This window comes from Methylobacterium sp. D54C (assembly GCF_053345595.1).
Genome location: NZ_JBKFAK010000293.1, coordinates 1 through 255, shown reverse-complemented (window position 1 = coordinate 255; position 255 = coordinate 1). Strand labels below are relative to the sequence as shown.

Here is a 255-nt window from a genome sequence, read left to right as displayed (position 1 = left end):
TGAAGCCGATCACCAAGATGGCCCGGCAGATCGTCTCGGCCTCCTCGATCCCCACCATCGTGCGCGACGCCTTCCGGGTCGCCACCGAGGAGCGGCCCGGCCCGGTGCTGCTGGAGCTGCCCGAGGACATCGCCTCCGAGGAGGCCGAGGCCGACCTCGTCCCCTCGCACCCGATCGACATCCCGGTCGCGCACCCGACCGCGATCGCGCGCGCCGCGGACATGATCCTGAAGGCCAAGCGCCCGCTGATCATGC

1 pseudogene is annotated in these 255 nt (G+C 71.4%); it reads left to right on the top strand.

What is annotated here, in order from left to right:
• A pseudogene (locus ACLBYB_RS33590) lies at nucleotides 1-255 on the top strand (acetolactate synthase large subunit); the annotation flags it as partial.